A 12,609-nucleotide genomic window follows, 5' to 3' on the forward strand; every position below is an offset into this window, starting at 1 on the left:
GCCCCTTCCTCTCGCCCCGGGATGGCTGCCATGAGAATTCAGCCGAGACGGCAGATCCTGGACATCTGGCGGTCGGTGATCCGGTCCTCCTACCGCGACGGGAACTGGACGTGGCGCGGGCGCGACGAGTCGAACTCCGTCAGCGACGCCGAACAGCTCTTCTGCCTGCTGTACCCGGCGACCGAGGTGCCCGCGCTGCTCCTCGACAACCCGGACATGATCAAGGACGACGTCGCCGACGCGCTCTACCGCTTCGGCGACCCGAGCACGATCCCCTACCGCCTCATCGAGGTCATCGAGGACTACGTCTCCCGCAACACCGTCCACGGCGAGCCGCACTTCGGCGGGCGCGGCTACCTCAGCACCGAGGAGGGCGAGCCGACCGAGCAGCAGCTCTCCCTCGGGCTGGTCGAGTCCTACTCCATCTCGGTGACGCTCTGCCTGGCCGCGCTCGGCTTCCTCAGGGAGTACAAGCCGCCGACGCGGCGCGCGGCGCTGGTGGCCAGGATCGCCGACCTCGAAGGCGCGCTGAGCAGGCGCCTGACCGCCGCCCTCGTCGGCCTGCTGCGCTCGTTCGTGGTCAACACCGTCGGCACGGGCCGCGACGACGAGCCGGTGCGCGCGGCGATGCTGGCGATGGTCAACCAGGACAACGAGCCCGACCAGGTCGTCATCGCCCGGCTGCGCGAGCGGCTCCAGCGCGTGCGCGCGCGGCTGGTCGAGGGCGTGCGCATCGGTGTGAGCACCGACGGCGACCTTGAGGAGGAGAGCAGGCTCTTCGAGATCGGCTGGGGCTGGGGAATCGTCACCACCGCTCCCCCGGTCAAGCTCGACCTCGGGCAGTGCGCCTTCGAGGAGGAGCCCTCGATCTGCACCGCCGAGGGCGTCGCCGACCCGCGGCCGTACCTCTACTCCACGGTCATCGCCCTCGACGGCATCAACGACTTGCGCTCGCAGCGCACCCTGGAGCTGAACCTGCTGGACGACGAGCAGCGCCGCCTGGCCGAGGCGCTGCGCATCCGGTTCGACCTGACCCAGCGGTACTGGTCGTCGATCGCGCGCTTCGGCGACACTTGGCCGCTGGAGGACATTCCCTGGCGCACCTCCGACGGCGACGAGTCCGACTACTACACGCTGCTGGTGTCCGCCGTCCTCATCCAGGACATGGAGACCCGCGAGGCCAACGACGACGACCTCGACCGCGCCGTCGACGTCCTGGAGTCCCTGGCCCAGCGCGGCCGCATCACCCGCCGCGTGGTGGTGGACGACCCGTCGGTCGCGCTGCACGTCCCCGGCGTGCGGATGCGCCTCGGCGGCTCGGACAAGCGGGGCGAGACGGAGATCGGCCCGCAGCTGTACTGGCACGCCCGCGACTTCGCCCCGCTGCTGATGAAGCGCTGCCTGCAGGCCGCGGCCCTCTCCGGCAACCGCGGGGCGCGCGACCGGCTGCTCGCCCTCGCCAAGTCGACCATGCGGCACCTGGTGGGCAGGCGCATCGAGAACGGCGCCGCCGCCGGGCTGTGGGACAACCCGCGGGAGGCGATGCGGCTCGACCTGCCGGTCGCCGGGCAGGACGAGCCGTCCTGGCACCTCACCGAGCGTGTCGTGGAGGCGCTGGTCACCGCGACCAGGACCTTCGAGGGCGAGCCGGTGCGCCACGCCGCCATGCGCTCGCGGGCCGAGGAGGTCCTGCACGAGGCCGAGCACCTGCTCAACAAGCTGCTGCTGGAGACCGCGACCGACGACGCCTCGGCGCGCAGCGTCCGGCTCACCGAGATCGAGACCAAGCTCAACCGGGCCGCCGACGTCATCACCGAGCGCCCCGGCACCGCCAACGCCCTGGCCCTGGAGGCGCTGCGCGGTCTTGACGAACTGGTGGTCGCCAGGGACAACGCGTCGAGGGGTGTGTAGTGCTGGTTTTCGCCGCGTCCGACAAGGGCGGCACCGGGCGCTCGGTCACGAGCTGCAACATCGCCTACCACCTCGCCCAGGGTGAGGATGTCGCGTACCTGGACTTCGACTTCGGCTCGCCCACCTCCGGCGCCATCTTCGAGATCGCCAGGGCCGAGCGCGGCGTCGAGCGCGACGGGCTGCACTCCTACTTCACCGACGGCGCCACCGACCCGCGCCAGCTCGACGTCTGGCACTCGACCAGCCGCACCGACCTGCGCGGCGCGAACGTGCGGCCGGGCAGGCTCTCGCTGTTCGCAGGCGAGCAGGGCGGCGCCGAGTTCGGCATGTCCGACACCGTGGTGCAGCGCTGTGCCGAGCTGCTCACCACGCTCGACCGCGAGTTCGCCGTGTGCATCGTGGACCTCAGCGCGGGCCGCTCGACGGCGCTGGCCATGGCGCTGGCGGCCACCGCGACCTCGGCGCTGCGCTCGGCGACCACCCGCTGGCTGGTGTTCCACCGCTGGACCCGCCAGCACATCGTGGCGGCCAACGGCCTGGTGCACGGCGAGCGCGGCATCCTCGACATCGGCGCCAAGCTCGGCCACCACCCCGACGCCCTGCGCGACGACATCCGGTTCGTCCGTGTCGCGGTGCCCAACCTCAAGGAGAACAATCCCGGCCAGACTCCCGCCCAGGCCGCGTGGCTGCTGCAATGCGACGAGGAGCTGCGCAGACTCGCCGTTGCGAAGAAGCTGGGGCAGAGCCGAGTATTGGGGTCGACTCCGGTCGAGCCGGTCCTGCAGTACCGGGAGCGGCTGATCTCGGACGCGGACGTGTCCACCAAGATCGCCAACCCGGAGACGGTCAGGGGCTTCCACGAGCTGGCGGTCCGGCTGACCGACGACGACGTGTGGGAGGGGATGTGAACGCGCCGGTCTACACCGAGGCGGGCAGCAGCCCCGAGCCGCGGCAGCTGGCGCTCTCGCACGTGTCCATCGAGGTCGGCCACTTCTACATGGAGGACCTGCTCAACGGCGAGGAGCGCATCCGCGCGCAGTTCCGCGAGGTGGCCCGCAGGCTCAGGGCCGAGCGGGCGGCGCTGCACGACGACCGCGACGGCATCAAGCCGCGGATCAGCACGTGCTTCCTCATCGACGACTACTTCCGCCCCGACACCGACCCCTCGGTGATCCTGCCCCGGCTGCTCCAGATCGCCGAGGAGTGCCGCGTCGAGATCGACTACCTGGCCAGGGAGGCGGGCTGCCACGAGGCCGAGGGCGTGCCGCTGGCGGAGATCACCGCCAGCATGCTGCTGCCCGAGCCGCCCGCGGGCACCACCGGCGCCCGCCCGCCCGCGCAGGAGTCCGGCTGGCTGTGCAACGGCCAGCGCACCCCCGCTCCCCCCGTGCAGGCGATGATGCCGGGCACCGCGTGGCGGCCGCCGGAGGAGTTCGGCAAGCGCAACCACACCATCTTCACCGACGTGGAGATGTGGAGCGACGAGGTGGCCGTGGTCGACGGCGTGCGCACCGAGCTGCGCAAGTGGTCGTGCCCGTTCCTGGCCGCGGTGTGGCAGCTGATCCGCCTCGGCGCGCTGCGCCACCGCGGCGAGCCGGTCGCCGAACCGACGCCGTGGACGGAGAAGTGGCCGACGCGCTGGCGCGACCTGCCCGCCGTCATCCGGCTGACCGACCAGCCGCAGCCCTTCGCCGCGTACCGGACGATCTCGATCCTGCCGAAGGCGTACCTGCAGATCGAGCACGCCGTGGACGTCATCCTCAGCCACCTCGACCTGGACGAGGCCGTCGTCGCGCAGACCGCGCGCCGCGCCGCGGCCGAGCGCGTCGGGCTGCCCGCCCAGGTCACCGAGCGGATCTCGCACGTGTTCTTCGAGGCGGGCGGGTCGGTGCGGCGGTGGTGATCCTGGGCGAGGTGCGGACCAGCCTGCTGCACAACTCGCTGCCGCTGCCCGCCAAGGCGGTGGTCGACCTGCTGTCGCTGCGCCCCGGCCGCCAGGTGGCGGCGACCGAGCGGCCGATCAACCGGACGCTGTCGGCGGACTCGCTGGTGGGCGTGGACTGCGTCGTGGCCAGCGAGCCGCGCACCCGCGCCCGCGGCATCGGCACCGTGGCCAGCCGGGCCGTCGTCGTCGGCGGGCTGGTCGCGCAGGCGTCCTCGCGGGCCAGGCTGGAGTGGACGGCGCACACCGAGCGCAAGCCGTGGGCGCACTACGCCCGCCACCGCGGGACGGTGGAGGTGCTGGGCAAGCTGTCGCCGGAGCAGGCCGTCGCCGGTTTCCTGATGCCCGTCGCTCGCCCGGAGTCCCTCGACCTCGGCGCGATCTGCCAGCGCACGCTCACCCTCGTACAGGGCAGGCCGCAGCTCGACCACGTCACCAAGCTGCGCACGCGCCCGACGACCCTGCGCTGGACGGCGGTGACCGACGACGACGCGCCGCCGTCGGTCCACCTGCGCATCGAGGACGAGACGAACCGGACCGTGCGGCTCGTGCTGCCGAGCGCGCTGGTGGACGAGGCGGCCCGCTTCTGCGAGGACCTGGCCGTGCACGACTGGCTGTACACGACGCTCGGGCGCATCGTGGAGCAGGCCGAGCGCGACATCGCCCGCGGCGCCGACCCGATGGAGGTCCTCGGCGCGGCGCTCTCGCTGCTGGTGCGGATGTGGATGCCGGGCGCGCACGTGCCGCCCGCGCTGCGCGAGCTGTGGCAGCAGCTGGAGACGACGCCGGGGTTCACGTGGTCGTGGGGCCAGCAGGTGGCGTGGGTGCGCGACCAGGTGGCGATGCGGACGCTGACGGCCTGGCAGGACGCCCGAGCCTGAGCACGCCCCGCATCGGAACCCGGCTCAGCGGAACCAGCGGCGGACCAGCAGCGCGAAGAAGATGTTGAGCGACAGCGCGCCCAGGTAGCTCTCGGCCAGCAGCAGCGCCTTGGCCGCGCCCGGGATCGGGGCGTCGCCGCCCGCCGGGTTGAGGAAGTTGGTCAGCACCGTGTGCAGGCTGGCGAGCGGGGCCTCGCCCCCGGTCGCGATGATCACGCCGACACCGAAGGCGACGAGCTGGACGGCGACCCACACCAGGAGCCGGTAGGGCTTGTAGCCGTAGCCGCAGGTCACCCAGGACACCCACAGCAGCGCCTTGCGCACACCCGCCTTCTGGATCTTCTGCAGCGCCGCGTTGCGCCGGTAGAGGCTCTGGTCGCGGGCCAGGTTCTCGCTGGTCATGAGGTGCAGCTCGGCGGCGCGGTCGAAGGCCTCGGCGGCGTGCAGGTACAGCTTCTCGGCCAGGCAGGCCTCGCCCAGCTCCTCCAGGACGTCGGCGAGGTCCTTGTTCTGGGCCTGGGTGAGCTTGAGCGGGCCGTGGAACTCGACCTCGGCGGCCATCAGGGCGACCAGCAGCACGCGGCGGCGCTCGCTGGCGAGGGGGTCGTCGTTCTTGCGCTCGTAGAGCTCCTGGAACACCAGCTCGTGCGACTTCGGCCAGCGGTTGGTCGCCGCGCGGTCGAGGATGCTGGTCGTGTGCTGCTCGAATACGTCCAGCAGTTCCCGTTCCCGGTCGCGGAGCGCGCCTTCGGAGAGGGCTTTCTCAACTTCGTCGGCATAGCGCCCGGCACGCTGTTCCACGATCGTGCACAACCGTTTGGCACGACTACTGTCCGGCACCACGACCACGGTCATGCGACCCCCTGATGCTCCAGTGCTTTTCGTGCCCCCCAATACATTCTGCCCGCACCACGGGCCCGCTCACTGAGCCGATCGGGCGATCTCCCACCCGAAGGGCGCAATGCGCGACTTATACCAGTCGCCAGGGCGACGGTCTGGCGAATGCCGGATTTGTCGTTGAACCGTCGCGGAAATCAACCAACGTCAAACCGGTTGCGCGCGGCCTCATCATGGGGGGATGGATGAACTGCGCGGGTGGCTGGACGAGCGCGTCGCACGGCACGAGTTCAGCGGAGCCGTCCTCGCCCGACGCGCGGGCACGCCGGTCTTCTCCTACGCAGGGGGGATCGCGCACCGCGGCCACGGGGTGCCGGTGGCCGCCGACACGCGGTTCGCGGTGGCGTCGGTGACCAAGATGATCACGGCGGTCGCGGCGCTGCGGCTGGTCGAGCGCGGACTCGTCGGGCTGCACGATCCGCTGTCCGACGTGCTGCCCGCCGAGCACCGGCCCACCGCGCTCACCGGCGACCACACGCTGCACCACCTGCTGTCGCACTCCTCCGGCCTGACCAACTACCACGACGACGGCGACGAGACGATGCGGTCCTGGTTCGCCTGCTGGGACCGCGTCCCCACCTACCGCGCGCGCAGGCCCGCGGACCTGCTGCCGCTGTTCGCCACCCTGCCCGCGGCGTTCCCGCCCGGGGAGCGCTACTCCTACAACGACGCCAACTTCCTCCTCGTCGGGCTCGTCATCGAGGCGGTCACCGGCAGGGCCTACCACGATGTCGTCGCTGACGAGGTGCTGACGCCCGCGGGCATGGCCGACTCCAGCTTCGAGGCGCTCGACGAAGAGCCGGACAGGCTCGCCAGCGGCTACCAGGTGAGCGACAAGCCGTATGAGAAGTGGCTGTCCAACATCTACGGCATCACCGCCTCCCCCATGCCCGACGGCGGCATGATCACCACCGCGGCCGACATGGTCGCCTTCCTCGACGCCCTGCGCGCGGATTCGCTGGTCAGCGCCGAGACGCGCGCGGCGATGACCAGCCCTCAGGTGATGGCGACCCACAACTACGGACACGGCTACGGGATGGAGATCGTCCTCGCCGACGGGGAGGTCGCGGTGTTCGGCCACGACGGCGGCGACCCCGGTGTCTCGGCGATCGCGGTGCACCTGCCCGCCGCCGAGACCACCATCGCGGTGCTGTGCAACCACGACCGCGGCGCTTGGCCCGCCTACCGCCGCGTGCTCGCGGCCCTCGACCTGCAAGATCCCCGCGGGTAGCCTCCGGCGGTACGCCGTCGGCTCATCGGGGAGGTTGCGGGTGGACACGCACACGGACGAGGCTGCCCGGGTCGGGGCCGCACTGGACGAGGCCGCTCTGGTGGAGATCGCCGACGGCGTCCACGCGTGGGTGCAGCCCGACGGAACGTGGTGGATCAACAACGCCGGGGTCGTGCACGGCCGCGACGGCGTCGCCCTGATCGACACCTGCGCCACCCGCAGGCGCACCGAGCGCTTCCTCGCCGCCGTCCGCGCCGTCGCGGGCGCGGCGACGATCCGCTACGCGGTCAACACCCACCTGCACGGCGACCACTGCTACGGCAACGCCCTGCTGCCCGCCGAGACCACCGTCATCGGGCACGCCAAGACCCGCGAGGGCCTTCTCGACGACATCCTGCTGGCAGGCGGCGCGCCGCCGATCTGGGCGCCGATGCCCGACTTCGGCGTCGCCGCCGTGCGTCCGCCGACGGTGATCGTCGGCGACAAGCTGACCGTGCACCTCGGCGAGCACCGCGTCGAACTGGCCCACCCCGGCCACCCCGCGCACACCGAGGGCGACGTCGTCGCCTGGCTGCCCGACTCCGGCGTCCTGTTCGCGGGCGACTTGCTCTTCCACGGCATCACGCCGATGGTCCTCATGGGATCGATCGACGGCGCCCTGCGCTCCCTGGACTGGCTCGCCGCCTTCGAGGCCGAGGTGGTCGTCCCCGGCCACGGCCCGCTGATCCACGACCTGGCGCCGGTCCTGGCGGCCCACGAGCGCTACTACCGCTTCGTCAAGGCCACCGCGGAGGCGGCGATGATGGAGGACAAGACCCCGCTGCGGGCCGCCACCAGCGCGGACCTCGGCGAGTTCGCCGCCTGGCCCGACGCCGAGCGCATCGTCCTCAACCTGCACCGCGCCTACGCCGAAGCCCGCGGCGCGACCATCGACATCATCGCCGCCATGACTGACGCCGTCACCTGGAACGGCGGCCCCCTGCACTGCTCGGTCTGAGCATCCGCCCGCTAGGCTGGGAGCGTTCCCAGTCGTGAGGAGGGCGCCATGGCCGAGTTCCCCGCCGAGTTCGTCTGGGGGGTGGCGACCTCGGCGTACCAGATCGAGGGCGGGGCCACCGAGGGCGGCCGGGGCCCGTCGATCTGGGACACCTTCGCGGAGCGGCCCGGGGCCACCCGCGACGGGCGGACCGGGGCCGTCGCCTGCGACCACTACCACCGCTGGCCGCACGACATGGCGCTGCTCAGCGACCTCGGGGTGGACGCCTACCGGTTCTCGGTCGCCTGGACGCGGGTGCAGCCGACCGGGCGCGGGCCGGTCGAGCAGCGCGGCCTGGACTTCTACCGGCGCGTGGTCGATGCCCTGCGCGACCGCGACATCGAGCCCTTCGTCACCCTCTACCACTGGGACCTCCCCCAGGGACTGGAAGACGACGGTGGTTGGCGATCGCGCGACACGGCGCTGCGCTTCGCCGACTACGCCGCCGTCGTGCACGAGGAGCTCGGTGACTCCGTGCGGTTCTGGACGACGATGAACGAGCCCTTCGTCTCCGCCGTCGCCGGGTACGCCGAGGGCCGCCACGCCCCCGGCGCGCGCGAGGGCCACGGCTCGCTGGCCGCGGCGCACCACCTGCTGCTGGGCCACGGCCTCGGCGTGCGCGCCATGCGCGCGCAGGGAGGCGGGAAGTTCGGCGGTGAGAAGTTTGGCGGTGACAGATTTGGCGGTGACAAGTTTGGCATCGTGCTCAACCAGTCCCCCGCTGTGCCCGTCGGGCCCGGTGGCGAGGCGGCGGCGCGGCGCTTCGACCTGCTGCTGCGCAGGCAGTTCACCGAGCCGCTGTTCGGCGGCGCCTACCCGGGCGACTACGACGACGTCTTCGGCCCCATCACCGACCTGTCCTTCCGCCACGACGGCGACCTCGACGTCATCGGCACCCCGCTGGACTACGTCGGCGTCAACTACTACTACCGCCGCCACGTCGCCGACGCGCCACCCGCCGTCGCCGACCCCGCCGACCGCACCGCCGAGGACATCGGCGTGGACTACACCCAGCTGCCCGACGTGCCCAAGACCGGTCTCGGCTGGCCCATCGAGCCCACCGGCCTCATCGAGGCGCTCACCGACCTCAAGAACCGCTACCCCGACCTGCCCCCCATCTACCTGACCGAGAACGGCTGCGCCTATCCCGAGCCCGTCGAGGACCGCGAGCGCGTCGCCTTCCTGTCCAGCCACCTGAGCGCGCTGAGCACCGCGATCGAGTTCGGTGTGGACGTGCGCGGCTACTTCCACTGGTCGCTGCTGGACAACTTCGAGTGGGCGCACGGCTACGGCCCCCGCTTCGGCCTGGTGCACGTCGACTACACGACCCTCGTGCGGACACCCAAAGCCAGCTTCTCCTGGTACCGGGACTACATCAGGGAGCAGCGCGCCGGGTGATTCGCCGCCGTTCGGCCGGGGTACCTCCACGGGTGAGATCGCCGGTTGAGAGGACTACGAGATGACCAGGGCCGAGGACGTCACCACCAGGCACGAGGACGTCGGACGGGTGCCACGGCGGCGTGGTGCGGTCAATGGATTCTTGGTCGTGCTGCTGGGCCTGTGGGGCGCGACCGTGCCGTTCTTCGGTCCCTACCTCGGTCTGCCGTACGGGTTCGACGACGCGTGGGTGTTCACCGGGGAGCGGGCCCTGCTCAACGTCCTGCCGGGCGTCGTGGTCATCCTGGGCGGGCTCGGCCTGATCGGCAGCGCGCGCAGCACCGGCGGCGTGTTCTGGGGCTGGCTGGCCGCTGTCGGCGGCGCCTGGTTCGCCGTCGGCCCGACGGTGAGCACCGTGTGGACCGGTGGCGCGCCCGCTGTGGGCGAGCCGCTGGCCGCGTCCGCGGGGGTGCGCGCCTTCACCGAGCTGGTCTACCACGTTGGCCTCGGCGCGCTGATCGTGTTCCTCGCCGCCGTCGCCCTCGGCCGCTTCACCGCGGGCACCGGCCGCGTCGTCGCCGAGGTGCCCGAGCAGGACCGCGGCCTGCACGACCGTGACGGCCACCTGCGGGACACCAGCGCCGACAAGCGTGACAGCGACCTGGACACCTACGGCCAGGACGGCCACATCCGGGACGCGAACAGCACCGACTCGACCACCGACCGCCTGCGCACCGGCGCGGACCGCTCGGGCCCGGAGACCTCGGTCCTGCACCGTCCGACCGGTACCGTCCGCGACGGTGCCCACACCCCGGACGCCCACACCCCCGACACCCACGCCCGGGACACCCACGCCCGGGACGCCTACAACCAGGGCGCGTACGACCAGGCTGCGCAGGACGGCAAGCACCGCGTGCCCAACCAGCCCCGCTGACCAGCCGAGCAGGACTTCATCAGGTGACGCCGAACCACTGGCGTCAGCTGATGATGTCTGACTGGGGAAGGGTGAATCCCTTGCGCGGCCTTGCCGCCGACGGCGGCGGAACCACCGGCCCGACGTCACCGTCGGGAGCCACGTCGAAGTCCACGACGACCGGCGCGTGATCGCTGGGTTTGCTCCCCTTGCGCGCTTCCCGGTCCACCCACGCCGCCGCGACCCGCTCGGCCAGCGGTCCCCCGGCCAAGACCAGGTCGATGCGCATGCCGAGGTTCTTGTGGAACATGCCCTGGCGGTAGTCCCAGTAGGTGAAGAAGCGCTCCTCGGGCCAGCGCTCGCGGAGGACGTCGTGCAGGCCCAGCCCGGTCAGCTCGGCGAGGGCGGCGCGCTCGGGCGCGGTCACGTGGGTGTGCCCCGCGTAGGCGGCCGGGTCGAACACGTCGGCGTCGGCGGGGGCGATGTTCACGTCCCCGCACACCACTGTGGTCTCGGCGTCGGGGCGGACGAACTCGGTGAGCGCGGCGAGCCACTCCAGTTTGTAGCGGTAGTGGTCTGAGTCCGGGACGCGGCCGTTGGGCACGTAGACCGAGTGCACCCGCGCTCCCCCGCACACCGCCGACACCGCCCGCGGCTCCTGCCCGGGGAAGCCGGGCCCGCCGGGCAGTCCGACCACGACGTCGTCCAGCCCCACCTTGGACAGCAGCGCGACGCCGTTCCACTGGTTGAGCCCGTTGACCGCGACCTCGTAGCCGCGGGCGGCCAGTTCCGCGCCCAGCAGCTCGGTGAACGCCTCGCCGGACAGCTTGGTCTCCTGCAGGCACACCACGTCGGGTTCGCGCTGGTCCAGCCAGGGAAGCAGGCGCGGCACGCGCTGTTTGACCGAGTTGACGTTCCAGGTCGCTATCCGCACCCGGCCCACCGTACCGACGGCCCACACCGGTCGCCGCCCGCCCGCCAATCGCGCGGTGGTGGGAACTCAACGGCTCCCACAGCCGACTCTCAGTAAGCACGGGTACCGTCCAGCACCGAGGTGAGTCCACAGACATGACGAGCAAGAATCCGGTGAAGGCCCGCCACGGGCTTTCCCTCAACGTGGTCATGACGATCGCCGTGGTGGTCGTCGCGGTGCTCGTGGTCGGCGGCATCATGCTGTTCGGCGGGTCCGACACCACCACCGGCGGCACCGGCGGCACCGGCGACTCGGGCGACGCGGCCCGCGAGGCAGGCGGCAGCGGCGGCGGTGTGTCCACAGCTGTGCTGGCCCCCGACGGCAGCCACGAGCTGACCTCGGCCGCCGACGGCAAGGTGACGATCGTCGAGTTCCTCGACTACCAGTGCCCGGCGTGCGCGGGCTACTTCGCCAACGTCACCAGCAAGGTGGAGAAGGACTACGCGGGCAAGGTGACCTTCGTCGTCCGCAACTATCCCCTGGACTCCCACCCGCTGGCCGTGCCCGCCGCCCGCGCCGCGGAGGCCGCCGCCGAGCAGGACAAGTTCAGCGAGATGTACCACCTGATCTACCAGAACTACCAGGAGTGGGCCGTGGCCCCCGACGGCCAGCAGCTCAGCGACGACACCGCCCGCGCTGGCCAGGTGTTCCTCGGCTACGCCGAGCGGCTGGGCCTGGACACCGCGAAGTTCACCGCCGACCTGGACTCCCCCGCCGTGCAGGCGCGCATCGACAAGGACACCGCCGACGGCAAGACGGCGGGCGTCTCCGGCACCCCGACGATCTTCGTCAACGGCCAGAAGTTCGAGGCGACCGGCGACACCTTCGCCGACGTCGACCGCCAGCTGCGCGAACTGGTGGACCGGGAGCTGGCCGGGTGAGCCGCGGGCTCGCCTGGCTCTACGTCGTCGGCGGCGGGCTGGGCCTGGCCGCCGCCGTCGCGCTCATCCTGGAGAAGCTGGCCGTCCTGGCCGACCCGACGCATGTGCCGCTGTGCTCGCTCAACCCGATCGTGTCCTGCGGGTCGGTGATGGACAGCCCGCAGGCCGCCGCGTTCGGCTTCCCCAACCCGCTGATCGGGGTCGCCGCCTTCGCGGTGGTGGTGACGGTCGGCGTGGTGGGCCTGCTCGGGTTCGAGCCGCCGCGCTGGTTCCGGATCGGCATGCAGGTCGGCGTCACCTTCGGCGTCGTCTTCGTGCACTGGCTGATCGTCGCCAGCCTCTACGACATCCGCGCCCTGTGCCCGTACTGCATGGTCGTGTGGGTCGTGATGATCCCGCTGTTCTGGTACACCACGCTCGACACCTTCGAGCTGCCGACGCTGCGCAAGCTGCACAGCACGGTCCTGGTGCTCTGGTACGCGGTGATCGCCGCGCTCGTCCTGCAGGCCTTCTGGTCGTTCTGGACCAGCTGACCTCCACAGAACGTTCACACCTCGCCCCTGGCAC

At 71.6% G+C, this 12,609-nt stretch carries 12 protein-coding genes; 10 read left to right on the plus strand and 2 right to left on the minus strand.

The features are described 5' to 3' along the window. The first annotated feature begins 30 nt into the window (after positions 1–30). From ACFPM7_RS22110 to ACFPM7_RS22125, 4 genes are read left to right on the plus strand one after another with little or no spacing between them, the layout of a single operon-like run. On the plus strand, positions 31–1,911 hold the full coding sequence (locus tag ACFPM7_RS22110) for an SCO2524 family protein (RefSeq protein WP_378249605.1): 1,881 nt from the start codon (positions 31–33) through the stop codon (positions 1,909–1,911). Next, a complete protein-coding gene (locus tag ACFPM7_RS22115; RefSeq protein ID WP_378249606.1) occupies positions 1,911–2,819 on the plus strand; it encodes an SCO2523 family variant P-loop protein in 909 nt (302 codons plus the stop codon). Before ACFPM7_RS22110 ends, ACFPM7_RS22115 begins: the two co-directional genes overlap by 1 nt. Further along, positions 2,816–3,814 carry an SCO2522 family protein gene (locus ACFPM7_RS22120; protein ID WP_378249607.1) on the plus strand — a complete coding sequence of 333 codons (999 nt, stop codon included), beginning with the start codon at positions 2,816–2,818 and terminating at the stop codon, positions 3,812–3,814. Before ACFPM7_RS22115 ends, ACFPM7_RS22120 begins: the two co-directional genes overlap by 4 nt. Further along, on the plus strand, positions 3,808–4,734 hold the full coding sequence (locus ACFPM7_RS22125; protein ID WP_378249608.1) for an SCO2521 family protein: 927 nt from the start codon (positions 3,808–3,810) through the stop codon (positions 4,732–4,734). The genes ACFPM7_RS22120 and ACFPM7_RS22125 overlap by 7 nt, the downstream gene beginning before the upstream one ends. A 24-nt stretch (positions 4,735–4,758) precedes the next feature. Here ACFPM7_RS22125 and ACFPM7_RS22130 read toward each other — a convergent pair whose 3' ends face one another. After that, positions 4,759–5,535 (minus strand): hypothetical protein, encoded by a 777-nt coding sequence (locus ACFPM7_RS22130; protein ID WP_378249610.1) that lies wholly within the window; start codon positions 5,533–5,535, stop codon positions 4,759–4,761. A gap of 277 nt (positions 5,536–5,812) precedes the next feature. Here ACFPM7_RS22130 and ACFPM7_RS22135 point away from each other — a divergent pair, with 277 nt between their 5' ends. The 4 genes from ACFPM7_RS22135 to ACFPM7_RS22150 all read left to right on the plus strand — a co-directional run bounded on the left by ACFPM7_RS22135 (position 5,813) and on the right by ACFPM7_RS22150 (position 10,209). After that, the gene (locus tag ACFPM7_RS22135) at positions 5,813–6,862 is read left to right on the plus strand and encodes a serine hydrolase domain-containing protein (protein ID WP_378249611.1); all 1,050 of its coding nucleotides are present in this window, start codon (positions 5,813–5,815) and stop codon (positions 6,860–6,862) included. Positions 6,863–6,902: 40 nt separating this feature from the next. Further along, a complete protein-coding gene (locus ACFPM7_RS22140; protein ID WP_378249612.1) occupies positions 6,903–7,859 on the plus strand; it encodes an MBL fold metallo-hydrolase in 957 nt (318 codons plus the stop codon). Positions 7,860–7,907: 48 nt separating this feature from the next. Next, the gene (locus ACFPM7_RS22145) at positions 7,908–9,296 is read left to right on the plus strand and encodes a GH1 family beta-glucosidase (protein ID WP_378249613.1); all 1,389 of its coding nucleotides are present in this window, start codon (positions 7,908–7,910) and stop codon (positions 9,294–9,296) included. 61 nt (positions 9,297–9,357) lie between these two features. Continuing rightward, positions 9,358–10,209, plus strand: coding sequence for a hypothetical protein (locus ACFPM7_RS22150; RefSeq protein WP_378249614.1), 852 nt, complete (start codon positions 9,358–9,360; stop codon positions 10,207–10,209). A 43-nt stretch (positions 10,210–10,252) separates the two neighbouring features. Here ACFPM7_RS22150 and ACFPM7_RS22155 read toward each other — a convergent pair whose 3' ends face one another. Beyond that, positions 10,253–11,122, minus strand: coding sequence for an exodeoxyribonuclease III (locus ACFPM7_RS22155; protein WP_378249615.1), 870 nt, complete (start codon positions 11,120–11,122; stop codon positions 10,253–10,255). 134 nt (positions 11,123–11,256) lie between these two features. On the opposite strand from ACFPM7_RS22155, the gene ACFPM7_RS22160 reads away from it, so the two are divergent. Then, the gene (locus tag ACFPM7_RS22160) at positions 11,257–12,042 is read left to right on the plus strand and encodes a DsbA family protein (RefSeq protein WP_378249616.1); all 786 of its coding nucleotides are present in this window, start codon (positions 11,257–11,259) and stop codon (positions 12,040–12,042) included. Next, positions 12,039–12,575 carry a vitamin K epoxide reductase family protein gene (locus tag ACFPM7_RS22165; protein WP_378249617.1) on the plus strand — a complete coding sequence of 179 codons (537 nt, stop codon included), beginning with the start codon at positions 12,039–12,041 and terminating at the stop codon, positions 12,573–12,575. The genes ACFPM7_RS22160 and ACFPM7_RS22165 overlap by 4 nt, the downstream gene beginning before the upstream one ends. Positions 12,576–12,609 lie beyond the last annotated feature (34 nt).

The sequence above is a fragment of the Actinokineospora guangxiensis genome (assembly GCF_042657845.1).
Lineage (GTDB): Bacteria > Actinomycetota > Actinomycetes > Mycobacteriales > Pseudonocardiaceae > Actinokineospora > Actinokineospora guangxiensis.